Here is a 24,909-nt window from a genome sequence, read left to right as displayed (position 1 = left end):
AATCCACTCATGAAGCAAGCAGCTTTTGCCGCTGCGCTTGCGATGGGCTATGCGGGCCTGTACGCACAGGCACCCCCGCAGGCGAACGTGGCGCGGGCGACGTCGCCTTCTACAGCACCGCTCACGCTGCCGCAGGCCCTCGTTATAGCCCGCAGAGACAATCCCCTGCTGCTCGGCGCGCGGCAGCATGTGGATGCGGTTCGTGCCAACGAGATCACGGCTTCTCTGCGGCAGAATCCTTACCTGGTCGCGGAGTCAACGCAGACCGGTCTCGCCAGCGACGATCCCAGCGGTCCCACCTTCGTTGGTGCTGGCCTGCAGCGTCTCTTCGAACGGGGCGGCAAGCGCGATTTGCGTATCGCAGCCGCGCGTGGCACAACCGCGGTCGCAACCAGCCAATCCGAGGACCAGCAGCGCCTGCTTGACCTGAACGTGCGCTCCGCCTTCACGCGCATGCTCGTCGCAAAGCTGGCGCTCGCAATCGCACAGCAGAATCTGGCCGACTATCGCCGCACCGTAGAACTGCAACGTGTCCGGCTGCAAGTTGGCGATGTGGATCGCACGGACTTCGATCGTATCGAACTGCAACTGGTCAATTTCGAATCCGACGAGACCAACGCGACACTGAATCTGACGCAGGCGAGTCAGCAATTGCAGACCCTGCTCGGCTATGCACACCCCGTTGACAGCTTCGACATTGATGGAAAGCTGGACTTATCGCCTTTGCCCCAAAGCCTGCCGGAGCTGGAAGCTGCGGCGGTTCGTGCGCGTCCTGACCTGCGCGCAGCCGAACAGCAGGTTCAGGCGAATGACGCTGTCACGCGGCTCGCGATCGCGCAAGGCAAAGCCGACCCGACTATCGGCGCCGAGTATGAACACAGTGGCCGCGAAACCACGTTCGGCACAAACCTGAATCTGCCGATTCGCCTTTTCGACCGCAACCAGGGCGAGAAGGAGCGCACCCGTCTTGAGGCGCAAAGCAGCCGCTCTCTGCTGGCGGCGCAACGCAATCAGGTGGTCAGCGATGTCGACCAGGCCTATGCCGCGTACCAGGCCGCGCGCGTGCAGGCCCAGCGTTATCAAGACAAATACCTGGATGAGGCCGCACACGTGCGCGACAACCTGCAGTTCAGCTACCGCAATGGAAACACCACCTTGCTCGACTACCTTTCCGCTCTCAGCGAATACCGCCAGATCAACCTGGCCGCGATACAGGCGCAGGCGCAGGCCGCACTCGCACTTCACCAGCTCTCCTATGCAACCGCCACTGAGGTGAACCCGTAATGCGATACACGACTCGCACGCTTGCCATCACGGGCTTTGCGTTGGCCGCCACGCTTGCCGGCTGCAAAAAGAAGGTGGCGCCCGAGCAGGATCTGCCGCCCATCAACATCGAAACCATGACAGTGCAAACGGGCACGGCAAGCGACACGCTGTCTGTACCCGCACACGTTGAGGCCGACCCCACCAAGCTGGTCCACGTCTTTCCACCACTGTCCGGCCGCATCGTTTCACTGCGCGTAGTTACCGGGCAGGAGGTCAGCAAAGGCCAGACCATCGCAACCCTGCAGTCGGCAGACGTGGCTGCAGCACGCAGCGACTTCGAAAAGGCGAAGACTCAGGCCGAGCACGACGACCGCGCCCGCGACCGCGGCAAGCTGCTCTATGATCACGAGGTTCTTTCGCTGGCAAGTTACCAGGATTTGCAGTCAGAAGCCGCCGCGTCTCATTCTGAGCTGGAACGCGCTCGGCAGCGCATCCACGAACTTGGCTTTAGCGAGAGCGGCACCAGCGACACCGCGCCGATCGCGTCGCCCATTGCAGGCACGGTCATCGACGTGGGCACTGCAAATGGAGAGTTGCAACGATCGCTCGACAACAGCAGCACGAACGGCATCGCAACCATCGCCAACCTCGACAGCGTGTGGGTCGTCGGTGATGTCTTTGAACGCGACATCAGCGCCCTGCGCTCACGCGAGTCGGTCGATGTCGTCTTGCCCGCGTTCCCGGGGCAGACGTTCCACGGCTCTATCGTCAACATTGGCGACACGTTCGATCCGACCACGCACACGCTGCGCGCACGCGTGGTGCTGCCCAACCCGGGCCACACTCTGAAGCCTGCCATGTTCGCAAACCTGGTGATCAGCCGCCCGGCCCAGACTGAAATTCTGGTGCCGCAAACCGCGGTCGTACACGACGGCGATGCTACTGGCGTGTACGTGGAGGTTTCGGCTGGCAAGTACGAGTTGCGCCCTGTCAACGTGGGCGCGACGCGCGGCGACACCATCGCCATCCGCAGCGGTCTGCGTGACGGCCAACGCATCGTGAAGAAGGGCGCGGAGTTCCTGCGCGCTCCAGCGGCAGGAGATTAAGCATGAGCGCAATGATTCGTCTGCTGCTGCGCTTTCGTGCGCTTGTTCTGATCCTGCTCGCTGCCGGATTGATGGCCGGCGTCTTCGGCTTCCTGAAACTCGATGTCGAGGCCTACCCCGACCCGTCACCGCCCCTGGTCGAAATCATCACGCAGAACCCTGCCTGGTCCGCCGAAGAGATGGAGCAGCAGGTCACCGTTCCGATCGAGACAGCGCTGAACGGCGCGCCGCACCTGGATGACATTCGCTCGATCAGCATCTTCGGCCTGAGCGATGTGAAGCTCTACTTCAACTTCGGCAGTGACTACTTCCATGACCGGCAAGAGATCCTGAACCGCCTGCAAGACCTGCAGTTGCCCAACAACCTGCAGCCGCAACTTTCGCCATGGTCGCCCATCGGTGAGATTTACCGCTTCGAGCTCACCGGTCCCTACACGCTCAACGAACTGAAGGCAACGCAGGATTGGCTGGTTCGCCGCGAGATGAAGTCCGTCCCCGGCATCATTGACGTGACGACCTTTGGAGGCACCACCAGGCAGTACCAGATCGAGACCGATCCCAACAAGCTGGTCGCCTACAACGTCTCGCTGGCACAGGTCGTCAGCGCCGTGCAGAACAGCAACAGCAATGCCGGTGGCAATTACATCACCCTCGGTGAACAAAACATCAATGTGCGCGCGCTCGGTCAGCTGCACACGCTCAACGACATTCGAAATATCGTCGTTACGCAGAACAAGGGCGTGCCGGTGCTGGTCAGCGATGTAGCCGACGTGAAGGAGGGCTACCAGCAAAGGCTTGGCAAGATCGCTCGCACCGACGCAAGGGGCGACCGGCCCGACATCGTCGAAGGCATCGTGCTGCTCCAAAAAGAGGAGCAGAGCATACCTGCACTTGAGAAGCTTAAGAAAAAGATCTACGACCTGAACCACACGCTGCTGCCGCCGGGTATGCACGTTGACACGATCAGCGACCGCACCGTGCTCATTGAGCACACCACGCAAACAGTGCGCGAGGTCATCCTGACCGGCCTCACGCTGGTCACGCTCATTCTGCTTTTCATGCTGGGCGATGTGCGCACCACGCTGATCGCGGCCTTCACCATCCCGTTTGCCGTGCTGTTCGCCTTCAGCATGATGGTGGTGACCGACCATTCGGCCAACCTCATCTCCATCGGTGCGATCGACTTCGGCATTCTTGTAGACGCATCGATCGTGGTGCTTGAAAATATTCATCGCAAGCTGTCGCGGCGCATGCCCGGCGAGAGCACAGCCGACCTGATTGTGGCCGGCGTGCAGGACGCCGCGCGGCCTGTACTCTTCGCCACCGCAATCATCCTGGTCGCCTTTATTCCGCTGTTCACCATGCAGGGTGTGCCGGGGAAAATCTTTGCGCCCATGGCACTCACCTACGGCTTTGCGCTTACGGGCGCGCTGCTGTTCGGCCTGGTATTCGCGCCGGTACTGTCCTTTGTCATCGCGAAGAAGCCGGTCGCCAACGAAACCCACGCCGTTCAAATTACGCCAGAGCAGGAATCCGACGGCACTTGGCTGTCCAACTTCTTCAGGCGTCACTACGACCGCATTCTGCTGCGAACGTTGCGTCACGGCCGGTTGGTGTGGGCAGGCTCATTCCTGGCGCTTGCTGGTGCTGTGGTCATCTTCATCTTCTTCGTGGGCGGTGAATTTATGCCGCCGTTGGAAGAGGGCAACTTATGGGTGCGCGCCACACTGCCGCAAGACGTCAGCTTTGAAGAAGCAGCGCACGTTGCGGACCAGATTCGCGCCGACTTCAAAAGCTTTCCTGAAGTCGTGCAGGTCGTCTCACAGATCGGCCGGCCCGACGACGGCACCGATGTCACCACCTTCAACAATCTGGAGTTCCTCGTCGACCTGCAGGATCGCAGCAAGTGGCCGCGCCAGGTGCACGGCAATAAAGAAGTCCTGATTGAGCAGATGAGTCACCGGCTCAGCAAGTACCCTGGCGCGGTCTTTGGGTTTTCACAGCAGATCCAGGACAACGTCGAGGAAGCGATGAGCGGCGTCAAGGGTGAAAATTCGCTCAAGATCTTCGGAGACGATCTCGACACGCTCACCCGGTTGTCTGAGACCGTGGTCAACGTCATGGGCCAGGTCCGCGGCGTCACCGACGCAGGCATCTTCAAAGTCGGTGGCCAGCCGTCGCTCGTCGTCCAAATCAACAAGGAGGCAGCCGCTCGCTACGGCATTGCTCCCTCAGACGTGAACGCCGTCATCAACGCGGCGGTAGGTGGCAATGCCGTAACACAGATGATCGAAGGCGACCGCCGCTTCGACGTTACGGTGCGCTACCTGCAGCAGTATCGCAACACGCCCGACGCGGTACGCGATATCGTTCTGCCCACCAGTGACAGCGGCCGTGTGCCGCTGAGCCAAATTGCGACCATCGGCGTGAAGCAGGGTTCCTTCCAGATCTTTCGCGAAGGCGGCCGCCGTTACATCCCGGTCAAATTCAGTGTGCGCGGACGGGACCTGGCTGACACCATCGAAGATCTGCAGCATCAGCTCGCGGCCAAGATCATTTTGCCAAAGGGCTACACCTTCGAATGGGCGGGCGAATTCGATTCGCTTAAGAAAGAACAGGCGCGTCTCGCCGTCATCATCCCCATCAGCCTGGTCGCGATCCTGGTTCTGCTCTACGCGCTTTTCGCCAACTGGCTGGATGCATTCATCGTTCTGGCTACGTTGCCGTTCGCCGCGATCGGAGGCATTATCGCTCTGCTGGTCACGCACACGGCGTTTTCCATCTCCGCCGCGGTGGGTTTCACTTCGCTTACCGGTGTTGCCACGCTGGGGGCGGTCGTCTTTCTTTCAGGCATCCGGCGCTCGCAGCACCAGCATGGCATGCGCGACGGCCTGATTGAGGGCTCGCTCGACGAAATGCGTCCCGTGCTGATGGCGTGCATGTCGGCGGGCTTGGGCCTCTTGCCTGCCGCCATCAGCAACGGCATCGGCGCTCAAGCACAGCAGCCGCTGGCACGCGTCGTCGTTGGTGGCATGGTGACAACTGTGCTCAGCGTCTTCCTGCTCACACCGCTCATGGCGCGTCGAGCCTCGCATTCCCCCATCCACGAAGACGACACGCGTGCCGGATGATGTTCTCGACCTTGGTCCATCGACACGGCTTGGCGATGAACCGCACCCACCTCGATCAAGGGCGGATATCACTCTGCGCGTATCCCTTCCAACCTGACGTTACCCAGGTGAGCGGTAGCGGCGTCGTTATGCTGAAGGAATATGATGAGAACTCTGGGGCTCAAACCCAGGACCAGCGCCTGTCGCCTGCACGGTTGCTTGTTGCAAATCCCTCTTGAACTCAGGCGTGGCAGAGACACTCCACGTTCGTGCACTCACTTTTTGTGGAGACCCGGCGCGGCAACTGATTTGACCCTGCGCCATCCGTGCTTTCTCATGCGTATTGACTGGGTTCGTAACCGGAGATATCAGCGAAGCTTTTGCTTTGTTCGGCTTGCTTCCGAGCACAGCTATGGGGCGATGGGAGCGACCGGGCACCGATTCGAATCTCCCATAGAACGCATCAGTACTGCCAAATCCCTTTTCATGAGAGAAACTCGTCCCGAGACATCGACCAACATGGCGATGCGATTGGTGAGGTCCTGAATCGTCACCTTTACGGCTGGATCCGCGCTCGAAGTGAGGGGTGCAATATCGTGATGGCGACTTGCCTGGGAGGGATCCAGCCGCCCGGCCCGAGTCCACTGAGCCTTCAATTCTTCCAAGCGAGTTCTATCTGGTGGATTTTCGTTCGCGGGAGCAATCTGAAGATACCGAAGAACGACAGGCGGGTAGAACGTATTGAGTACAGGCTTGCGGTCAAAAAGGGGAGCAAGCATATTCGGCACCTCACCCACCGTACCCTGAGGTCCGTTCTGCTTCCGAGTGGCGATGACCGAAAATATTGTCGAGGCGACGCCGGCTCCGATACCAAATCCATCGCCGATGTTGTTGGCACGACTGCCCAGATTGGTGAACTGCGTTGCACTTACAGCGGCGCCGGCACCCGAACCTGTGATCAAAGCAGCGGTGTTGTACTTCGCGACCGTCTTGTCGCGATTGACCTGGAGACGGGTACGCAGATTGGCAAGCTCGCCTTGCTCATTGTTTGTTTCCGCGACCACACTATCGACATCCAGCGCGGCCGCTTGGATGGATTCCGACAGTTCCTGCCGCAGGATGAGCTCTTCCGTTGTCACTGGCGAACCGCATGGTCGACGGCCCTGCAGATTGGACAACTGTTTCATGCGAGCAGCTAGCCCAAGGATCTGGGCCGTCTGTTCGGCATCACTTATGGCGGGCGATGCCTGCAGGGTAGAGAATAATGCCGGCACTGCTTGGCCGACGGCCGTCACAGCAAGGGAGCTGCCGATCGCTCCTGCAAGAAAAAACAAGGCTTTGAGCTGTTTCATTTGGCACCTTCCCGTAGGATCTGCAAGTGGTCACTCGTGATTGTTTACCAACGCTAGTCCACTCCCAGTCTGCGACAGGATCTCCGTAACAGCTTTGGATTGCGGCTGATTGGCTTGCGCGAGCAGCATGGAAACCTGCCACATCTCGGGTTCGGTCAGAATGTGCTGAAAGGAAGGCATGCCGGTCAGGCGAATTTCATGTCGACCTTCCAGTACGACACCGGGACCGGATCATCACTCACGCCAACGCGTCTTGCAGAGTTGCTCGACTGTAGTGCATGTTGCGAACCGAAAAGCCGGCTGCCATCGTTGAAATGGCTTGATTGCTGCCGTTGCGGATGCCTAGGGATAGGCACAACACGCAAGGTGGAGTGCAATGACTTAGAGTTCGTTGGCTGGAATTGGCTGAGCTGGTGGTGAAGGTCTGCACGTCTGCAAAGTAAGCGCTGAGAGGCTGTCTTCTCGCGCCTATACGACGTGCGATGGGACAAGCTTTACTCAAGGCTCTCGGGACTGTCCTCCATAATCGAAGCCTGTTGTGTTGCTACCAGCCCGCAGAACGAGAGCAAGCACGAGACACAGAGTGGCTACAGGAAGCCACAAAGCACGGTTTCCGATATGCCGGCCCAGCAGGCCGCCGCACACTGCCCCGGCGAAGAAGCTGAGCATCAGGGTCCATAGGTCTCGCACTTTGCTGAGATCTCCACCTCGCAGACGCGGATCAAGGGCGCCATAGAGACTGAGGGCGCCGTCGCGAAGGGTGCCCGTTAAGACCGTCGCGTTGTAGGCATAGCTGTCAACCTTTTGTGAGATCCCCACTAGAAAGCCCGTCAGCAGGACCACAACGAAAACGTACCATCTCTCGGGGAACGTATCGGGCGCAAACGACATCGTCAGAATGCCGAGGATAACAATCCCGAGAGCAAGACGGACCGGGTGATGGCGAACCCGCCGCTGGACAATGGCGACCAGGAAGATGCCACAAACATAGGCCAGAATCGGCCAGGCATAATGGAGCGCTCCTCCGGAGCTCTTATTGAAGATGCCGACTCCACAGAGCACCGCGTTTCCAGTCATAACTCCGGCGAAGACGTGGCCGTGGTTTAGATAGAGAAATGAATCCAGAGACGCCCCTGTAAAAGCAAGGAGCGAGGCGCTGGGCAAGGAATCGACCCTATCTTAGTCCGACGGTACGTCTGCGTCGGCTCCGTGTTCGGGAAGATGTAAAGCGGGTCTCCCTTTGGGAGTTTCGCGATCGCGTCTGCGTCAAGGCCAAAGTTTTTTTCCAGCACATCGGGCGGCGTGTGCATGAGCCAATCAGAGAGAAGAAAGGTGTCCTCTTCAGAAAACCTGCCCTGATTGAAGACCAGAAGAAACTCGCAGCCATCTGCTCCTGTTCCCTGAATGGAATGAGGGTAGCCGCCGGAAAGATCCATAGGTCGCCCTCGGCTACATCATCGACGAACATGGTGCCGTCGGGAGAGTAGACGGTGATCCGTGCATTGCCCATCAGCATGTATGCCCACTCGTCGGCTAGATGCCAGTGCAACTCCCGGAACGAGCCGGCCGTGAGCCGCATATTGACGCCGGCGATCTCTGGCGAGCTTGGAAGCTCCCGCTCGGTCACCTGGTGCGTCCAGCCACCTTCCTGCACACGGCGATGGGTCAGGTCAAAGGAATACCAGCTGGGCGGAACCACGCCATTATTGGTGGGCGGCGCCTTATCGCTGTTTGGGTTGAGCGCGGCTAGTGCAAAGTTGCGATGGTCCCCATGTCTGGTCCTGCTTGGTTCCCATCCTCTCTGGGTCATGCTGATCGCAATGGCCTCATGCTGTTCGGTATCTCGCGGCAGCACCGGTAAGAGTGGTTGGGCTTTGCTGTGATCGCCGGCTGAACGTGCTTACTGTGCCAGAGCGTTTTACAGGGAAACGTGTGCGTAGCTTGTCATACGGTAGCTGATGGAGCGTTCTCCGAAGTGCTTGCATCAGCGGCGGATCGCGTATTCTGTATGTAGAACAAAAAACTACTTACGTCTGATCTGTACACCTGTGGTGCAGGCGCCAAGTTGAAATGTCCGAAAGGCATGGGCTTGGTCGCGATCAGTGCGAAGGATCTGCAGCGCCTTCAAGTGTTGACGGGACTTCTGGCCGGGCGGCGAAGCGTGGCTTCGGCTGCCACGGTGCTGGCGATCAGCGATCGCCAGGTGAACCGGTTGCAGGCGCGCTACCGCGATGGCGGCGGAGGCGCACTGATCCATCGGGCGCGTGGCCGAACTTACAACAAACACCTGAAGGCAGGTGTCCGTGAGTACGCGGTCGAGCTGATCCGGCAGAGCTATCGGGACTTCGGGCCCACGCTCGCAACCGAAGCTCTGCACGAGCGCCACGAGATTACGGTCGGCCGTGAGACCGTCCGCAAGTGGATGGTCGACGCCGGGGTCTGGCTCTCGCGCAAGCAGCGCCGCACCTTCCATCAGCCTCGGCTTCGACGTGAGTCGTACGGCGAACTGGTGCAGATCGACGGCAGCGATCACCGCTGGTTCGAGGATCGCGCCGAGCCCTGCACGCTGCTCGTGTTCATCGGCGATGCAACCAGCAAGCTCATGCAGCTGCGCTTCGTTGAAGCGAGAGCACGGAAGCCTACTTCGCTACATTGCGCGGCTATCTCGAGGATCATGGCTGCCCTGTTGCGTTTCTACTCCGACAGCACTGGTGTTCCGGCCGAAGCAGCAGAACACCAAGGGACTGCAGAGCATGACGCAGTTCGGTCGCGCACTGTGTGAGCTCAACACGCTACACGCCTGAGCTTGCAGTATCACCGTGGCTCGGACTCCAGACCATACTCTTCAGTATCAGCGAGACCTTACCGTTCCCGTTCTGGTCAAGGAGGCACGACGCCTGGCAGAGGGGGCGGATCAGCCAGAATTTCTCTTCACTCGTCATCCCGACCAGCGCCATCGAGAAGATTAATTTGGGCTTGTGAGCTTAGGCACGTGTTGCTGGGATCCCGAAGCACAGCGACTCCAGACCAACTGCCACGTGGAACTCAGCCCATCGTAGTGAACAGCGTCCATTCGGCAGCAACGCTCTTCTTTAAGCGATTCCGCTCTACACCCTCTCGTGCGAAGAGTGATTCACATCTTGAAAACTCGCGGAGATGTCCGTCAGTCTTGTCCCATGAGGAAGTAGGATGAGATTGTACAGCGGAGGAGTACAGCTTACCTATGAGCGAGACCGTTCAGGAAAGAGTTCTTCGAGTAATCGCGACAAAGCAGCAACTGCCTCTGGAGTCCGTACGACCAGACAGTACATTTGAGGAACTTGGCATAGATTCGCTCGATCGCCTCAACATCCTCTTCGATCTCGAGGGAGAATTCGACATCGCGATTAACGATGAAGAGGCCAAGAAGGTTACGAATATGCAGGAAATGGTAGTTGGGATCGAGCATATGCTGGCCGCAAAAGAACAAAAGAACCAGATCTCATCCGAAGCTTCATGACACAACAGCGAGTTGTTCTCACAGGCATGGGCGTCGTAAGCGCGTTGGGCCCGGACCAGAGTGCGTTCTGGAACGCTCTTGAAGCAGGCAGATCTGCCATCGGCCCAATTACCTCGGTAGATGCAACCCAATTGAGGTTCAGTCATGCCGCGGAAATACATGGGTACGATCCAGAGCAGCACTTTTCTTCAAAGGAACTCGCCTTCCTCGACCGCTTCGCACAGTTCGCACTGATCGCCGCAGAAGAAGCAGTCCAGCAGGCGGGCATCGAGTGGACAGAGGACCTTCGGGAAAAGACCGCGATTGTGACAGGTTCTTGCCTGGGCGGACGCGGCGCGGAAGAAGCAGGATATTGGGAGCTCTTCCACCATAACCGCACGCGCGTGCACCCGCTCACGATACCCCTCAGCATGAGCAATGCCGGTGCCAGCCATATCTCGATGCGTTACACCGTCGCAGGCCCGACGTACACGGTTTCCACTGCCTGCTCTTCTGCGGCACACGCTATTGGACAGGCTTTCGCGATGGTGCGTTCCGGTGCGGTGCCGATGGCAATTGCCGGTGGTAGTGAAGCCCCGATGTTCCTAGGCGGACTGAAGGCGTGGGAAGCGATGCGCGTGATGAGCAAAGACACCTGCCGCCCCTTCTCCGCGGACCGTTCCGGACTGGTGCTTGGCGAAGGTGGCGCGATGCTGGTAATGGAACCATTGGACGCTGCACTGGCGCGTGGTGCCAGGCCGATCGCAGAGATCGTTGGTTTTGGGATGTCCTCCGATGCGAGCCATCTCACGCAACCATCGCCTCAGGGTGCCGCCCTGGCTATGCGACGAGCGATCCGCGATTCAGGTCTTGCCGACGAGCAGTTCGGCTACATCAATGCACATGGAACAGCGACACAAGCCAACGATCGCAGCGAAACAAGTGGAATCAAACAGGCGTTCGGCAGTTTGAGTGACAAACTGCTGGTAAGTTCGACCAAGTCAATGCACGGCCACGCACTGGGGGCCGCCGGCGCGCTGGAAGCTGTTGCGTGTGCTCTGTCCCTACGCAATGGATTGCTGCCACCGACCGCAAACTTCACCAAATTTGATCCTGAGTGCGATCTCGACGTGATCCCGAACGAAGCGAGACATGTATCTGTTGAAGCCTGTCTGTCCAATTCCTTTGCTTTCGGCGGACTGAATGCCGTTCTGGCCTTTCGGGCGTATCCATAGTCGCGGTTCACTCCGCTCTACGCCGATCTATACGGCCATCCCGCAGCCATCTCACCGAGCGACTAATCCCTTCTTCGATGCCGACCGTCGGAACGAATCCAAAAGCATTCCTTGCCTTTCGATTCGGAAATTCCTGGTCACGCCCGAGAAGATACACCGCGTGTCGGGTCAGCAAGGGCTTTCCAGGAATTCCGAGGCGGTGCGGCGTTTCCAGGACGCGTGCGATTGATATGGCTGCCCGGAAAGAAAGATCAATCCACGGTGGCTTTGTTCCAAGCTGTGCGGCGAACTGTTCCAGGTAGTTCTTCCACGTTGCACCCGTGCCGTCCGCGACGTTGAAGGCCTCCTCCAGCGTCGCCGGGCTCTGCGAAGCAGCCAGCATGGCTTCTACCACGTTGTCAACATACGTGAAGCCCCCAGTTGCCGAACCTCCATTGATGTACGCCATGAGTCGTTGCTTGAGCAAGGCAGCCATATCGGTCGTGAAGTCTTTTCCACGCGGCCCATAGATCGTACCGGGCCGAACGATGGTGAAGGGCAGTCCCTGCTCCCGGCCAGCCGACCACACTGCTCTCTCACCCTGCAGCTTGGTGCGGTTGTAAGGTAATGCGGTCTCCACCGGCGCTTGCGTTTCATCGCACGGAGTCTCTGGATAGCCGTAGACATCCGTCGTGCTCACATGCAGGAAGCGTTCAAATTTTGGAAGCTGGACCGCGGCATGTACCAGGCTCTGTGTCCCGAGAACGTTCGCCTCGAAGTAGGTCTTCTCGGGCGCCCAGTCGGTAGAACAGGCCGCGCAATGAAAGATGTGCGTTGCACCGTGAAGCGCTTCCGTCACGGCTACTTGGTCCAGTAAGTCTCCTCGAACGATACGGACGGAAGTTTGCTTCAGGTGCCGAATCTCAGAATTTGGCCGAATGAGCGCGACCACCTCGACGCCAAGGGCATCGAGCATTTGGCAGAGGCGACCACCAAGAAATCCGCTTGCTCCAGTAACCGTGGCTCGCAGCGCTACTCCTCCGCTATCTGCCGAAACACGTCCAGAACGAAGGTCAGTTGTTCAAGAGTATGCGCTGCGGTTACGCATAACCTTAACCTGGCCAAGCCCTGCGCCACAGCTGGGAACATGACAGGCGCGGCAATGATGCCGTAATTTCGGAGCTTTCTGGCGAAGAGGGCTGTTGTCGCTTCGTCCCTCAGAATCACGGGAATCACCGCGGTCTGCGACAGACCGGTGTCGTAGCCGAGTTGCTGGAGACCTTTGCGAAGAAAGTCAGAATTGCGCCGAAGCACACTCACTCGCTCGGGCTCGTCATGAAGAATGGAAAGCGCCATCGAGATTGCGGCCACTGACGAAGCTGCCATCGCAGCCGAGAAGATGTAGGGCGAGGACGCATGTTGCAGGTAGATCGCAACCTCCTGCGATACAGCGACAAAGCCGCCACTTGCCGGAATCGACTTCGCGAGGGAGCCGGTCCAGATGTCGATGTCCCCGGTGAGAACACCGAAGTGCTCATCGGTGCCACGGCCGGTGCGACCAAGGACGCCGGATGCATGCGCCTCGTCGATCATGAGGAAGAAACCAAACTCTTTCTTGAGACTGATCAAGTCTGGCAGACAGCAGATGTCGCCATCCATCGAAAACACACCATCCGAGATCACCAGAGTCCGGTTTGTTGACGACGCTTTGCTCAGCTCATCACGCAGGGATTGCGGATTGTTATGACGAAACCGCTGCAACTGGACACCTGCCATCCGGCAAGCGTCCAGCAGACTACGGTGACAGAGCTCATCGATAATCACGCGGTCAGATGGGCCGAATAATCCATAGATCACCGCAAGATTCGCAAGGTAGCCAGAGCTTACGGTGAGCGCGTCTTGTGTTCCCTTGAATGCCGCCAATTTCGCTTCCATCTTGCGATGAATATCGAGCGTTCCTGTAAGCAGCCGAGCGCCACTCGTGCTTGTGCCGTACTGATTGACCGCTTCGATTGCAGCTTGATCGATTCGCGCATCCCCAATGAGTCCCAAGTAGTCGTAGGACGACATCATCAACATCTGGTGCCCGTCCGCGGTCACATAGGGACCCGCTTTTGCCTGTAGCGGCATATGGAACGGATAGGCATCGGAGGCGACCGCAAGGGCAGTACCCTCGAAAATGCGGCGGGCGCGTGCGTCCAAGAGGTCTGTTTTTTTGAAGCTCCATGAGCGGCTCGCTGCAAAGTAGTCCCCGAACATCTCTCCGGAAGAGGAAGGAAAATCACGTTTCTCTTGTGTGATTGGGAAGGTGGTCAGCGGGAAGTCCATTTCAGTAATCTTAAGCGTTCACCACATTCGATCGACGAGAAGCTTTCTAAACCCCTGATTATGAGGTTGTTAGATTGCGAGTTCGCTTGTCGTGGAGTGTCGTTTCGGGGCCGGAAGTTGGGTTCTGGCACACATTTGGTGAAGCAGCCGCGCGGGTCCGCGGAAGCTTGCCCGGCAGCACGATCAGGCAGCGCGCAGGACGCGCAGCTTTAGCAGGTCGAAGCCGGCTCGGCCATACATCTGTCGATTGAGCAGCTTCAAGCGGTGGATCTGTCCTTCTACCATGCCGTTACTCCAGGGCAGTTCCAGCGCCGCCAGGACTGCCTTCTGATCTCTCAGAAAGTCGTCTAGCGAAGGGGCCAGTGGTGAAGTATCAGCTTTCTCCAGCCATTGCGGCCATGCAACAGCATTGTGAGTGCGGATCATCTCGAAGAGCTCACGCGCAACGTGGCCGAGCGAGGCGATCTCTGGAGACTGCCGGTACAGCTTCTTCAGGTAGCGATGCCGTATGGATCAGCCCTCAGCATCAGCCATGCAACCCGCTGCGGTGAGACAGGTGCGGATCGCTTCTACGGTACTTGCGTCCTCGCATCCTTCGGCGAACCGAAGCGCTGCCGCAACCAGTGGCGCATTGCGGAGGCCTGCCCTTCGAAGCCCATCCTTTGCACCTCCCGCCAGAGCCGCGTTATCTGCCGGCAGCTTTCGGCGTAGCGCTTTTCCAGGTAGGGTCCATATTCGTCGACAATGCTCGGGTAGACGCGCTGCTTGCGCTCCGGGATGACGCCATACGAGAGCCAGCGCTGCACGGTGCGGAGCGGAAGGCTCATGTGCCGCGCGGCTTCGGATCGATTCATCCCGCTGTCTATGAGTGTGATCAGCTCCCGATGGCGTGCGAGGCGCCGTTCCCGGTTCTGCTGCTTGCAGGCAAGTGCTTTTGTGAGCCGCCTCGGTTCTACGCTCCCTATCGGCTGCGTTTTGGACCCTCGTGCTGTTCTCTCTGCGACTTCACGCACTCGCCTTGAGGCTGTACGGATGCGTGACGAAGCATGGCGTGATGCGCACCGCGATGACCCTAGCTACAGCTCTTCCGGTCCGGTTCCGCTCTCTCCTACTTATTTTCAGGTTTTGAAGTGCGAGGCGAAACTGAGGCTGATCACTGATCCTACGAGCCTGATCCTCTCCGAGGTTCGCGGCGAGTGGCCTGACATCGACCTGGACCTGCCTTCCGGTGACGACCGAGCGCGCGATCCAGTACGTCTACCAACGCTACGGCCAGCTCAGTGCGGCCATGTGTGCCAACGTCATCACTTATCGCGGCCGTTCCGCAGCACGCGAGGTCGGCAAGTCTCTCAGCTTCGATGCCGACGCCCAAATCGCGTGGATCAAATCGCACCGTGACCGATTCGCCTGTATACGCGGCAAGAACAGGGGAGAGGTAACGCAGACGCAGAAAGTGAACTCTGCCGGGGCGAACCTTGCGCTCCTTCGCCTCGTGCACCAGCAGCAGATCGAGACGTTCCAGCGAGTCCGGCATGCGTGGCAGGAAACCGCCTTTCTCTCAGCGCTGGACAGGCGAAAGCTCGTCCTCGGCTCTGGCCTGGAAGATAGGTATGAAGCAGGAACGACTTGACTAAAGTATCGAGAGCTTCAAGAGAAAGGCTCGGTTTCCTGCGGATCTTGCCGATGTAACCATCCAGCGATAAGGGCGGGCTACTAAGCCCACTCTACCTATTCATTTACGGAAATTAAGTGGTGAGAGCTCTGGGGCTCGAACCCAGGACCAGCGCCTTAAAAGGGCGATGCTCTACCAACTGAGCTAAGCTCTCACACGATGCCGGCACAATCGACGCCAGCCCTGAAGGATGTCTTCACCAGCATATCGCATCGGCCACGTCCTTCTCACGGCGTGGCGCTATGTGCCATTACTAGCTGGTCGGCTTGTCGGGCGCGGGCAAAGAGGTGCAGAAGTCGCGCTCGAAACGATGCTGGTAGCTGCCAACCAGATCTCGAACACGGTCTGCCGATGGCGACAGCACAATCAACCCTGCGTGATGCTTCTGCTTGATGCGGAAAACCACCTCGGGATCGTGGTAGGCACTCAGGTCCGGCGCCTCCTGCTTGGCAAGGCAAATAACCGAACCCGCGTACTGCTCGCGCAAATTCGTCAGGTGGTAGTCCTCTCCGCGTAGCATGGCAACTTCGATGCGCGCCCACTCCATCCACGGATTCACGCCAGTCGAAAACTCGATCAGCTCCGCAATGAAGGCACCGCCCACCCGTGCCGCCGTTTCCAGAAAATACAGGTTCCCGCTTTCGCTCCGAATGAACTCCGAATGAGTCACGCCGCTGACCATGCCCAACGCAGGCAGCAGCTTGGCATCGGCCGCTCGCAGATCGCGCGCTTCCATGCTGCTGCGCGCCACAGTCTGCGTGGTGAACACACCGCCCTTGTGCATCAGGGACATCGGCGGGGTACCGTACCGGTGCACCGCCTGCGCCAGCAGGTTGCGGCTCCAGCAGATTGAATCGACGTGGTACACCTCGCCGGGAATAAAACATTCCAGCAGGAACTTGGTCTGTTCTTCGCCCAGCTCCTCCAGGTTGCGCCACAGTTCGCCCGCAGTCTGAATTACGCGGATGCCCACTGCCGAGGCACTTGTCCTCGGCTTCAGCAGCCACGGCCCGCGCGTGTTTTCCAGAAAGACACGCAGATCGTCGTAGTTCAGTACCGGCGAGAACGGCGGCACCAGCAGTCCGGCACGTTGTGCGGCAAAGCGCATCGCCAGCTTGTCGCGGAAGTTGCGTGTGGTCGTCTGGCCCATGCCGGGCAGACGCAGCTCCTCGCGGACCAGCGCCGCGGCTTCCAGATCAAACTCATCCAGCGGCACCACGCGATCGATGTGCAAGTGACGCGCCAGGTATTGCACACGGCGCAACACCTCCGCCGGGCTCGCCTCGTCGCTCATCGTGTGCATCTCGTACAACGCATCGCGAGGCCAGTTTCCATCGCGCAGCCGCTCCGCCGTCAGCAGAACGACACTGCAACCCTTGGCGGCAGCGGTCCGTAGAAACGCCTGGCCCTTCTCATAACTCGCGATGCACAGCATCACCGGTTTGCGATCGGTCACGCGCTCACTCCTGCGGTCAATTTGCGCACGATGTTTGTCGTTGAAAAGCCCGCGACGGTAGGCACAATCTGAACGCGGCCACCATACCCTGCCACGACCTCGTGTCCCACGACCGTCTGCACGGTGTAGTCTCCACCCTTTACAAGAACGTCGGGCCGCAAGATCTCAATCAGGTTCAGTGGCGTCGGCTCGTCGAACAGGGTTACCAGGTCCACCGCAGCCAGCGCGGCCATCACCTTCGCGCGCTCGTTCTCGCCAACAATCGGGCGGCTCGGTCCCTTCAGCCTGGAAACAGACGCGTCCGTATTCAATGCAACGACCAGCTTGCTGCCGAAGCGGTGGCAATCTTCCAGCAACGTGATATGACCCACATGCAGCAGGTCAAAGCAGCCATTGGTGAACACAATCGTCTCACCCGCGGCACGCCACTCCTCCACACGCGCCCTGGCGCGCTCACGCGCAAGCACCTTCTCGTTGGAGGACACAGTAGGCGACTGCGTGAGTTGGCTGACCAGTTCGCCCGCGTGGACAGGAACCGTGCCAAGCTTGCCAACTACAATACCAGCTGCCAAATTTGCCAGCTCTACCGCGGCCGGCAAGCCTAAACCCGCGGCCAGGCTTGCAGCCAACGTCGCAATCACGGTGTCGCCCGCGCCGGAAACGTCGTACACCTCTCGCGCCTTTGCCGGCGAGACGAAATCGGGCTGCTCCCGCTGCAACACGCGGATGCCGCGCTCGCTCATCGTCACGGTCAGAAACTCGATGTCAAGCTGCTGCAGAAGTTCGTGCGCCGCAGCCAGCAGCGCCTCCGTCTGATGCGCAGCGACGCCGGTCGCCATGGAAAGTTCCGCTAGATTGGGGCAGATCGTCGTGCTTCCACGGTAGCGCCCCAGGTCGCGCGTCTTCGGGTCGACCAGCACGGGAATGCCCCTGCGCCTTGCAGCCCCAATCACGGCACGGCAGACCTGCGGCGAAAGCGTGCCCTTCGCGTAATCCGAAAGCACGACCGCATGCATGCCGGCGACAGCACCTGCCGCGCGCTCCACCAGCGCGTCATCTTCGTGCTGCGGCGGCGCTTCCCTGGTCTCCACGTCCAGGCGAAGCAGTTGCTGGGTGCGGCTGACCACGCGCGTTTTGGTGATCGTCGCCGCCGCAGACGCAATGACATTCTCGGCATGGACGCCCGCTTCTTGCACAAGCTGTCGCAATTCAGCACCCGCAGCATCCACCCCAAGCCGTCCACACAGCGAAGTCTGCAAGCCAAGACCCGCCAGGTTCATCGCCACATTGGCGGCGCCACCAGGCCGGCTATACTCGCGCACCTGCCGCAACACGGGCACCGGCGCCTCGGGCGATATGCGCTCCACATCGCCTTCCACGTAGCGGTCCAGCATCAGGTCGCCCACCACAAGCACCCGCAGCGAACGGAATCCGTGCTCCAACAACTCCAGCACCCTTGCAACTTCCGGCAACATGCCTACGCGGCTCCTTCTAACAGATCATGCAATGCGGTCAGCACCTCTGGAACGGTAATGGAGAGCAGGCATTTCTTTCGCTGCGCGATGCAGGTCTCCAGCCCGCAACCCCAGCAGTCCACCCGATGGTAGAGCACGCGCGAGGGCGTGCCGTACGGAAACCAGGTGCGCGGCTGGTTGCGTGCGGAAAAAACTGCGATCACGGGCACTCCCATCGCGGCGGCAAGGTGCATCGGACCGCTGTCATGCCCCAGGAACGCACGCGCGTTCGAAAAGGCTGCCGCCGTCTCGCGTGGAGAAAGCGCACCGCACACGTTCAGCGCCGGGCCCGCTTCGGCAACGTCCCTCCATGCGGCCGCGACCGTTTCGCTGCTCTCCCGCTCTTCCGGCGCACCGGCCAGCAGCAGACCATAGCCGGGGTGCTGCTTCGCGACCTCACGCAACAACTCGGCCCAGTTGCGAACGCCCCAATCCTTTGCCTGCACCTTGGTCCCGATGCTCGCCGCGAAGAAGGGCCGCTCGCGAAGCGGCGCTCGCACCGCATCGGCACGGTCCCGCTCCGCATTCGTCAGCCGCAAGTCCCAGGCCGCCCGGCTGCCCGCGTCCATTGACCCCAAATCGGCAAGACTTCGCAGCAACCGCTCCACCTCGGGCTCCCATGACCCGTCCGGCATGCGGTGCGCCTCTGTCTCGCTACCTGCGGCAACGCCCACGATCCGCCTGGCCCCGGTCAGCCGCAAAAAGCGGCGGTCGCGCAAGCTGCGTTGCGCGTTCGTTTCGGCCTTTAGATAAATCGCCACCTCCGGGCGAAACCGCCGCAGACGCAACAACAGCGCCAGCAGCCGCAATGGATTCCGAGTGCCCACCGGGTAGCTCTCGTAACGGTGGATCAGCCCCGAATCGCCCAGCACAGCCGCTGCTGCTGGCGCGCGCGACGTAACGGGAATGTTGGTCAGCAGCCGGCGCTCCGCCTTCGGAAACGCCTGCTCGATCAGGTGAAAGCTGGGCAGCGCGACCAGCGTGTCCCCCAGGCTGCCCAGCCGGAAGACAAGCACCCGCCGCACATCCGCATCGACGCGTAAAGCAGCATCGTGCGCAGGCTTTGCCGCTGACCCCCGCGCGGAACGACGTTCTGGCTCAGCCGGCTGCGTACCCTCACGCTGCGCATCGTCACCCTGCGCGTCTACACTCATCAGGGACATGCTACAAGAGGGGCAGACAAGAGAATTGGAGCAGGCGTGCGCTCAGGCATCCGCCACCACCGCTGCCCTGAATCGAGCCACGGCTCGCTGGCACCAGGAAAAGCCGGCCCCTCAGGGCGAACTCTTCGATCTTCACCTTGCCAACTTTGAGCTCTGGCATCTGGAAGACCAGGCCCGCGATCTCACAAGCGGCGACGCGGCCGTCGCGGCAACGAAGCGCGCCATCGACGAGGTGAATCAGCGCCGCAACGACACCGCGGAACGGATCGACGACGCGCTCCTGCAGGCACTCGCAGGTCGCAATCTGCCGGCGGCCGGCGCGCCCCTGCACTCGGAAACGCCCGGCCAGATACTCGACCGCCTGTCCATTCTGTCGCTCAAGCTGTTTCACACGGCCTTTGAGGCACAGCGCGAGGACACCGATGCCGCGCATCGCGAGCAGAACGGGCTCCGGCTCGCGGCGCTCCGCGAACAGCAGAATGACCTGGCGGGCTGTCTCGCCGCCCTGTGGGCGGCCATTCTGAACGGCGAACGACGCTTTAAACGCTACCGCCAGATGAAGATGTACAACGATCCTTCGCTCAACCCCGTACTTTATTCTGCCGAAAGACAGCAGCAGCAGATTTCCCGTTAGCTTTTGCCGTCTAAGCGTGTCGCCTTGACCGCTTGACGCCGCTTGCGTATAACGCTGAGACGGGCGCGACATTCCATTTCACGGCGGTTTCTCATCAGGAGACCCGCGCCTCCTAGGACACAAAGCTTATGGCACTGACGAAGACTCCGAACCAATCCGCTGGAAAAGCTGCAAAGAAGCCCAGGACTCTGGAAGGCGTCATCGCCGCCATTCCCGACCCGAAACGCGAGGCTGTCATGGCCGACTACCAGGCTGCGGTCACCCTCATGCAGCAGGGAAAATTCGGTGAAGCCCACCCGGCCATGGAAAGATTGCTGAAGCAGGCGCCGCCCGAACTGACAGACCGCATTCGGATGTACCTGGCCGCGTGTGTGGCGCAGTCCGCAAAGGGCGAACACCACTTCAGCAACGCCGAAGAGCAGTACGACTTCGCAATCAGCCTGCTGAACGACGGCCAGTACGAAGAAGCCCGTGAACACCTGACCGAGATCATTGCTGGTGATCCGAACGCCGATTACGGCTTCTACGGCCTGGCGGTTCTCGCCAGCATGACCGGTGACGCGGAAAGCTGCCTGGACAAGCTGGGTCAGGCCATCCGTCTAAAGGCGCAAAACCGCTTCCAGGCGCGGGCCGACTCCGATTTCCAGGGAATGAGCGACGACCCACGCTTCACCGAGCTGCTCTACCCGGACGCATGACACCGACCCATAATCATGTGCAGCACTGAGCGGCCGCTGCGTGTCGTTGCCATCGGCGGCGGCACCGGCCTGTCCACCCTGTTGCGCGGTCTCAAGCATTTCACGAAGCCGCTCGCGGCTGCCGCGACCGACACCGGCCCGACGCCCGCCTGCATCGCGCAGCTCACCGCCGTGGTCACCGTCACCGACGACGGCGGCTCCTCGGGGCGCCTGCGCCGCGATCTTCGCATGCTTCCGCCGGGCGACGTGCGCAACTGCATCGCCGCGCTCTCAGAAGACGAGTCGCTGCTTTCGCATCTCTTTCAGTTCCGTTTCCCGGAAGCGGAAGACGGACAGGAAACCGGCCTTGGCGGCCATTCCTTCGGCAATCTTTTCCTCGCTGCACTCACCCATATCACCGGCGACTTCTCGCAGGCCGTCCAGATGTCGTCGCAGGTGCTCGCCGCGCGCGGCCAGATCTTCCCTGCCACCAATACCGACGTCCATCTGTCCGCCGTCATGAACGACGGCACGATTGTTGAAGGTGAAACCAACATCACCGCCTCCCAGAAAACCATCCGCGAGCTGCACATGCGTCCCGCCGACGCGCCACCCATGCCACAGACGCTGCGCGCCATCGCGGAGGCAGACCTGATCACACTCGGCCCCGGCTCGCTCTACACCTCGCTCATCACCAACCTGCTGGTACACGGCATCCCGGAGGCGCTGGCCGCATCGCGCGCCACCCGCGTCTACATCTGCAACCTGATGACGCAGGCGAACGAGTCGCTCGGCCTGACCGCGTCGCAACATCTCAGCCGCATCCAGGACCACACCGGCGGCCGCATCTTCGACTACGCCCTGATTAACGACGCTCCTCTGTCGCCCGACCTGGTGGAACGATATGCGCGCGAGGGTCAGACCCCGATCCTGCCGGATTTGGAAGCTGTGCGCGCCCTCAACGTCACGCCCATCACCGGCAACTTCGTCCGCGAAGGCCAGGTGCTGCGTCATGACTACGACCGGCTCGCGGAAACCCTGATCGATCTCGGCGGCCGTGGGCGGCCCCGGTGAACGGTTCTGCAAACACCACGCCCGTGCTCCAGGGCTACGGCGTCCGGCTCATCCCGATCGCGCGCTCGCATGCATCGGCGCTCAGCGAGACGCACGATCCCTCGACCTGGCAGTGGATGTCTGAGTCCGGCGCAACCCCCGATCTGCTCGCGGCTTTCATCGACCGCGCACTCGCACAAGCAGATGCCGGCACCGCGCAAGTCTGGACGACGGCACTGCTGGGAGACGGCAACCCACGTATCGCAGGCTCCACGCGCCTCGCCGACTGGAACCAGCAACACCGCACCGGCGAAATCGGCTGGACGTGGATCGCGCCCGATCTGCGCGGCACCGGCTTCAACGTGCGCGTCAAGCTGCTCCAGCTTCGCCATTGCTTCGAAACCCTGCACCTGCGCCGCGTCGCCCTGAAGACGCATCACGCGAACCTGCGCTCGCAGCGCGCCATGGAAAAGATCGGCGCCACCTTTGAAGGTGTCTTCCGCAATCACCTCATCATGCCCGACGGCACCTCTCGCGACACCCACTGGTACAGCATTCTCGACCGCGAATGGCCCGCCGTCGAAGCCCGCCTGCTCGCCCGTATCGCCGCAGAACCTCTGCCCGTATAAGGGCATCGTCACGCACGACTAAACTAGAGCCATGGCAGAAATCCTCCTCGCCGCCGACAATCCCACCCTGGCGGCCACCGCAACTCCCGAACGCAACATTCGTAAAACCAACCTGCCCAACGGCCTGCTTGTCCTCACCGAATCAATGCCCCACATGCGCTCCGTCAGCATGGGCGTGTGGATCGGCACCGGCTCCCGCGACGAAGCCGCCGAGCAAAACGGCATCTCGCACTTTGTCGAACACATGGTCTTCAAAGGCACCACGACCCGAGACGCCAAACAGCTCGCCCGTGAGACCGACGCCATCGGCGGCAACCTCGACGCCTTTACTGGCAAGGAAACCGTCTGCTTCAACATCAAGGTGCTCGACGAAAACGTTCCACGCGCCATGGACATCCTCGCCGATCTTGTCCTGCACCCCACATTCGCGGCCGACGACGTCACCCGCGAACAGTCCGTCATCCTGGAAGAAATCAAAATGGACGAGGACAATCCCGACTACCTCGTTCATGAGCTGCACGTCGCCAACTTCTGGAAAGGCGACCCGCTCGCGCGTTCCATCCTCGGCACCGCCAAAACCGTCTCCTCCTTCGACGCCGACGCCGTCCGCGCCTTCCACACCGCGCGCTTCACGCCTGCCAACATGGTCTTCTCCGCCGCCGGCAATCTCGAGCACGACACCATGCTCGCCCTCATCGAACAACACTTCGGCGGCCTTCCGGCCAGCAGCTTCACCCACGAAGGCTTCCCCGCCCCGACCGCCACGCCGCATATCACCCTGCGCAACAAGAAATCACTCGAACAGGTCCAGCTCTGCCTCGGCGTTCCAGCGCCGCCCGTAGACTCACCCGACCGCTTCGTGCTCTATCTGCTCAACAACATCCTGGGCGGCGGCATGAGCTCGCGCCTCTTCCAGACGGTCCGCGAAGAGGCCGGCCTCGCCTACTCCATCTATTCCGAGCTTTCCCCCTTCCGCGACACCGGCGCGCTCAATATCTACGCCGGCACCTCCATCGAAAAAACACCGGAGATGATTGAACTCATACTCAAGGAACTGCGCCTGCTCAAGGACGAACCTGTCAGCGAAGAAGAGCTCACCCGCGCCAAGGACCAGTCCAAGGGCAACATCATCCTTGGCCTCGAAAGCTCCGCCTCGCGCATGTCCAACCTCGCGCGCCAGCAGATGTACTACGGCCGCTTCGTCACCACAGAAGAGATCACCCGCGAGGTCAACCGCGTCTCCGCCGCCGATCTCCAGCGCGTCGCCCGCGAACTCTTCCTTTCCGAGGAGATCTCACTGACACTCCTCGGCAATCTCGGCACCCTCAAGATCACCCGCGACCAACTCGCCTGCTAATGCACTGTTGAGGATCGCGTCACGACATTGTCATTTCGGCGGAAACCGTAGACATTGTCATTTCGACCGGAAGGCGAACAGCTTCATCGTTCGCCTGTAGTGGAGAAACCTGCATTTTTGGAACTCTCATGTGCCCCATCCTCGCGCGCTTTTTTGCGCGAAGAATGGGGTCTGACAGACTCCAATCGGCACGGACTGCAGCGCCGGCTTACCCCCGCCCCCGGAGAACTGCTACCCTTCACGAATCAAAGCTCCGGCCAGAACGTCACACCATACAGCCCGACTGAACCAAGGATAAGAACCATGCACCGCAACCTCGCCGACCGCCGTTCCGAACAGGGCTTCACGCTGATCGAACTCCTGATCGTCATGTCGATCATCATCATCATCGTCACGATTGCTCTGCCCAACATCACCCGGTATCGCCGCCAGGGTAACGAGACCTCCGCAGTCGGCTCCATCCGCGCTCTTGTCGCGGCGGAGTTGCAGTATTCGCAAACCTACCCGCAGAACGGCTACTCCTGTTCCATCGGCGCTCTGGGCGGCGAAAAAGGAACATCGCCCACACCCGCCGCGGCAGGCCTCATCCCTCCGGACCTGGCCACCGGCCAGAAGGCCGGCTACACCTTTGCCATCGTGAACTGCCCCAAGGTCACCATCAACAACCAGGACCAGTACACCGGATACCAGATCACCGCCGTGCCGCAGGCCATCGGCAAGACCGGCGACCGCGGCTTCTGCTCCGATGAGAACCAGCAGATTATGGTCGACCCCAAAGGCGGCACCTCCTGCTCCGTCCCACTGCAGTAAACCTCGGCTATTGAGCAGCAGTAGCACGCACATGCAACTCGACCTGGGCTTGGACCTGGGCCAACACAAAGTTGTCATTTCGACCGGAGC

Annotated in this window: 23 protein-coding genes, 1 tRNA gene and 3 pseudogenes; 13 read left to right on the top strand and 14 right to left on the bottom strand. The window is 60.4% G+C overall.

What is annotated here, in order from left to right:
* Positions 1 to 9: 9 nt before the first annotated feature.
* Genes ACOFKT_RS05860 through ACOFKT_RS05850 form a run of 3 tightly spaced genes read left to right on the top strand, consistent with a single transcriptional unit; the run spans position 10 to position 5,503 of the window.
* The gene (locus ACOFKT_RS05860; RefSeq protein WP_419806476.1) at positions 10 to 1,284 is read left to right on the top strand and encodes a TolC family protein; all 1,275 of its coding nucleotides are present in this window, start codon (positions 10 to 12) and stop codon (positions 1,282 to 1,284) included.
* Complete coding sequence (locus ACOFKT_RS05855) at positions 1,284 to 2,372, top strand: efflux RND transporter periplasmic adaptor subunit (RefSeq protein WP_419806475.1); 1,089 nt, start codon at positions 1,284 to 1,286, stop codon at positions 2,370 to 2,372. The genes ACOFKT_RS05860 and ACOFKT_RS05855 overlap by 1 nt, the downstream gene beginning before the upstream one ends.
* Positions 2,373 to 2,374: 2 nt before the next feature.
* Positions 2,375 to 5,503: an efflux RND transporter permease subunit gene (locus tag ACOFKT_RS05850; RefSeq protein WP_419806474.1), complete on the top strand. Its 3,129-nt coding sequence runs from the start codon at positions 2,375 to 2,377 to the stop codon at positions 5,501 to 5,503.
* A gap of 389 nt (positions 5,504 to 5,892) precedes the next feature.
* On the opposite strand, the gene ACOFKT_RS05845 is transcribed toward ACOFKT_RS05850, so the two are convergent.
* The 5 genes and pseudogenes from ACOFKT_RS05845 to ACOFKT_RS05825 all read right to left on the bottom strand — a co-directional run.
* Positions 5,893 to 6,834, bottom strand: a complete 942-nt coding sequence (locus ACOFKT_RS05845) for a hypothetical protein (RefSeq protein ID WP_419806473.1) — start codon at positions 6,832 to 6,834, stop codon at positions 5,893 to 5,895.
* Between the two features lie 30 nt (positions 6,835 to 6,864).
* Positions 6,865 to 7,014, bottom strand: coding sequence for a hypothetical protein (locus ACOFKT_RS05840; RefSeq protein WP_419806472.1), 150 nt, complete (start codon positions 7,012 to 7,014; stop codon positions 6,865 to 6,867).
* A gap of 318 nt (positions 7,015 to 7,332) precedes the next feature.
* Entirely contained in the window at positions 7,333 to 7,998 is a 666-nt protein-coding gene (locus ACOFKT_RS05835) for a YoaK family protein (RefSeq protein WP_419806471.1), read from the bottom strand.
* Positions 7,938 to 8,270, bottom strand: a complete 333-nt coding sequence (locus tag ACOFKT_RS05830; RefSeq protein WP_419807195.1) for a hypothetical protein — start codon at positions 8,268 to 8,270, stop codon at positions 7,938 to 7,940. The genes ACOFKT_RS05835 and ACOFKT_RS05830 overlap by 61 nt, the downstream gene beginning before the upstream one ends.
* Before the next feature lie 38 nt (positions 8,271 to 8,308).
* Positions 8,309 to 8,644 (bottom strand): annotated as a pseudogene (locus tag ACOFKT_RS05825) (cupin domain-containing protein); the annotation flags it as partial.
* A gap of 255 nt (positions 8,645 to 8,899) precedes the next feature.
* On the opposite strand from ACOFKT_RS05825, the gene ACOFKT_RS05820 reads away from it, so the two are divergent.
* From ACOFKT_RS05820 to ACOFKT_RS05810, 3 genes are all read left to right on the top strand, one after another.
* Positions 8,900 to 9,616: a helix-turn-helix domain-containing protein gene (locus ACOFKT_RS05820; RefSeq protein WP_419806470.1), complete on the top strand. Its 717-nt coding sequence runs from the start codon at positions 8,900 to 8,902 to the stop codon at positions 9,614 to 9,616.
* A gap of 441 nt (positions 9,617 to 10,057) precedes the next feature.
* Positions 10,058 to 10,333 (top strand): acyl carrier protein, encoded by a 276-nt coding sequence (locus tag ACOFKT_RS05815; protein ID WP_419806469.1) that lies wholly within the window; start codon positions 10,058 to 10,060, stop codon positions 10,331 to 10,333.
* Positions 10,330 to 11,547 (top strand): beta-ketoacyl-[acyl-carrier-protein] synthase family protein, encoded by a 1,218-nt coding sequence (locus tag ACOFKT_RS05810; RefSeq protein WP_419806468.1) that lies wholly within the window; start codon positions 10,330 to 10,332, stop codon positions 11,545 to 11,547. Before ACOFKT_RS05815 ends, ACOFKT_RS05810 begins: the two co-directional genes overlap by 4 nt.
* Before the next feature lie 7 nt (positions 11,548 to 11,554).
* Here the strand turns inward: ACOFKT_RS05810 and ACOFKT_RS05805 are convergent, their stop codons facing one another.
* From ACOFKT_RS05805 to ACOFKT_RS05790, 4 genes are all read right to left on the bottom strand, one after another.
* The gene (locus tag ACOFKT_RS05805; RefSeq protein WP_419807119.1) at positions 11,555 to 12,556 is read right to left on the bottom strand and encodes an NAD-dependent epimerase/dehydratase family protein; all 1,002 of its coding nucleotides are present in this window, start codon (positions 12,554 to 12,556) and stop codon (positions 11,555 to 11,557) included.
* A gap of 2 nt (positions 12,557 to 12,558) precedes the next feature.
* A complete protein-coding gene (locus ACOFKT_RS05800; protein WP_419806467.1) occupies positions 12,559 to 13,854 on the bottom strand; it encodes an aminotransferase class I/II-fold pyridoxal phosphate-dependent enzyme in 1,296 nt (431 codons plus the stop codon).
* Between the two features lie 183 nt (positions 13,855 to 14,037).
* Positions 14,038 to 14,340: a transposase gene (locus tag ACOFKT_RS05795; RefSeq protein WP_419807118.1), complete on the bottom strand. Its 303-nt coding sequence runs from the start codon at positions 14,338 to 14,340 to the stop codon at positions 14,038 to 14,040.
* A gap of 83 nt (positions 14,341 to 14,423) precedes the next feature.
* Complete coding sequence (locus ACOFKT_RS05790) at positions 14,424 to 14,708, bottom strand: hypothetical protein (RefSeq protein ID WP_419806466.1); 285 nt, start codon at positions 14,706 to 14,708, stop codon at positions 14,424 to 14,426.
* A 322-nt stretch (positions 14,709 to 15,030) separates the two neighbouring features.
* On the opposite strand from ACOFKT_RS05790, the pseudogene ACOFKT_RS05785 reads away from it, so the two are divergent.
* Positions 15,031 to 15,265: pseudogene (locus ACOFKT_RS05785) on the top strand (hypothetical protein); the annotation flags it as partial.
* A 15-nt stretch (positions 15,266 to 15,280) separates the two neighbouring features.
* Here ACOFKT_RS05785 and ACOFKT_RS05780 read toward each other — a convergent pair.
* The 5 genes and pseudogenes from ACOFKT_RS05780 to ACOFKT_RS05760 form a co-directional block, all read right to left on the bottom strand.
* Positions 15,281 to 15,388 (bottom strand): annotated as a pseudogene (locus ACOFKT_RS05780) (hypothetical protein); the annotation flags it as partial.
* 216 nt (positions 15,389 to 15,604) lie between these two features.
* Positions 15,605 to 15,680: transfer RNA gene (locus ACOFKT_RS05775), tRNA-Lys, on the bottom strand.
* Between the two features lie 99 nt (positions 15,681 to 15,779).
* Positions 15,780 to 16,982 (bottom strand): ATP-grasp domain-containing protein, encoded by a 1,203-nt coding sequence (locus tag ACOFKT_RS05770; protein WP_419806465.1) that lies wholly within the window; start codon positions 16,980 to 16,982, stop codon positions 15,780 to 15,782.
* Positions 16,979 to 18,457 (bottom strand): bifunctional D-glycero-beta-D-manno-heptose-7-phosphate kinase/D-glycero-beta-D-manno-heptose 1-phosphate adenylyltransferase HldE, encoded by a 1,479-nt coding sequence (hldE, locus tag ACOFKT_RS05765; protein ID WP_419806464.1) that lies wholly within the window; start codon positions 18,455 to 18,457, stop codon positions 16,979 to 16,981. The genes ACOFKT_RS05770 and hldE overlap by 4 nt, the downstream gene beginning before the upstream one ends.
* Before the next feature lie 2 nt (positions 18,458 to 18,459).
* Positions 18,460 to 19,650, bottom strand: coding sequence for a glycosyltransferase family 9 protein (locus ACOFKT_RS05760; RefSeq protein ID WP_419806463.1), 1,191 nt, complete (start codon positions 19,648 to 19,650; stop codon positions 18,460 to 18,462).
* Positions 19,651 to 19,657: 7 nt separating this feature from the next.
* Here ACOFKT_RS05760 and ACOFKT_RS05755 point away from each other — a divergent pair, with 7 nt between their 5' ends.
* The 6 genes from ACOFKT_RS05755 to ACOFKT_RS05730 all read left to right on the top strand — a co-directional run bounded on the left by ACOFKT_RS05755 (position 19,658) and on the right by ACOFKT_RS05730 (position 24,819).
* Positions 19,658 to 20,293, top strand: coding sequence for a DUF4254 domain-containing protein (locus ACOFKT_RS05755; protein WP_419806462.1), 636 nt, complete (start codon positions 19,658 to 19,660; stop codon positions 20,291 to 20,293).
* 128 nt (positions 20,294 to 20,421) lie between these two features.
* The gene (locus ACOFKT_RS05750; RefSeq protein ID WP_419806461.1) at positions 20,422 to 20,991 is read left to right on the top strand and encodes a TPR end-of-group domain-containing protein; all 570 of its coding nucleotides are present in this window, start codon (positions 20,422 to 20,424) and stop codon (positions 20,989 to 20,991) included.
* Positions 20,992 to 21,006: 15 nt separating this feature from the next.
* The gene (locus ACOFKT_RS05745) at positions 21,007 to 22,044 is read left to right on the top strand and encodes a gluconeogenesis factor YvcK family protein (protein WP_419806460.1); all 1,038 of its coding nucleotides are present in this window, start codon (positions 21,007 to 21,009) and stop codon (positions 22,042 to 22,044) included.
* Positions 22,041 to 22,652, top strand: a complete 612-nt coding sequence (locus ACOFKT_RS05740) for a GNAT family N-acetyltransferase (protein WP_419806459.1) — start codon at positions 22,041 to 22,043, stop codon at positions 22,650 to 22,652. The genes ACOFKT_RS05745 and ACOFKT_RS05740 overlap by 4 nt, the downstream gene beginning before the upstream one ends.
* A gap of 31 nt (positions 22,653 to 22,683) precedes the next feature.
* Complete coding sequence (locus ACOFKT_RS05735) at positions 22,684 to 24,009, top strand: M16 family metallopeptidase (protein WP_419806458.1); 1,326 nt, start codon at positions 22,684 to 22,686, stop codon at positions 24,007 to 24,009.
* Between the two features lie 303 nt (positions 24,010 to 24,312).
* Positions 24,313 to 24,819 carry a type IV pilin protein gene (locus ACOFKT_RS05730; protein ID WP_419806457.1) on the top strand — a complete coding sequence of 169 codons (507 nt, stop codon included), beginning with the start codon at positions 24,313 to 24,315 and terminating at the stop codon, positions 24,817 to 24,819.
* The last annotated feature ends 90 nt before the right edge of the window (positions 24,820 to 24,909 follow it).

This window comes from Terriglobus sp. (assembly GCF_965201105.1).
Taxonomy (GTDB): domain Bacteria; phylum Acidobacteriota; class Terriglobia; order Terriglobales; family Acidobacteriaceae; genus Terriglobus.
This window is presented reverse-complemented; position numbering and strand designations above follow the sequence as displayed.